At 66.2% G+C, this 379-nt stretch carries 1 protein-coding gene; it reads right to left on the reverse strand.

From position 1 onward, the window contains the following. Positions 1-379, reverse strand: a 379-nt coding sequence (locus tag IF46_RS0132000; protein WP_030492140.1) for a 4Fe-4S dicluster domain-containing protein, incomplete at both ends; no start/stop codon positions are given.

A 379-nucleotide genomic window follows, 5' to 3' on the forward strand; every position in this document is an offset into this window, starting at 1 on the left:
GCCCGTTCGTGCAGCTCGTCGAGGGGCCCGTACTGGATCGACTCGGTCGGGCACGCCTGCGCGCACGCCGGAGTCATCCCCGCACCCAACCGGTCGTAACACAGCGTGCACTTCCACGCCCGACCATCGCCCTTACGCTGATCGATCACCCCGTACGGGCACGCCGAGATGCAGTACCCACACCCGTTACAGATGTCCTCCTGCACCACCACCGTGCCGAACTCCGTACGGAACAACGACCCCGTCGGACACACGTCCAAACACGCCGCATGCGTGCAGTGCTTACAGACATCCGACATCATCAACCACCGGAAATCCGTACGCTCCTCCGCACCCGTGCCCCGCCCCGGCGGCTGCGCCCCCGGCATCCCCAGGAACT

The organism is Micromonospora chokoriensis (assembly GCF_000718555.1).
GTDB lineage: Bacteria > Actinomycetota > Actinomycetes > Mycobacteriales > Micromonosporaceae > Micromonospora > Micromonospora chokoriensis_B.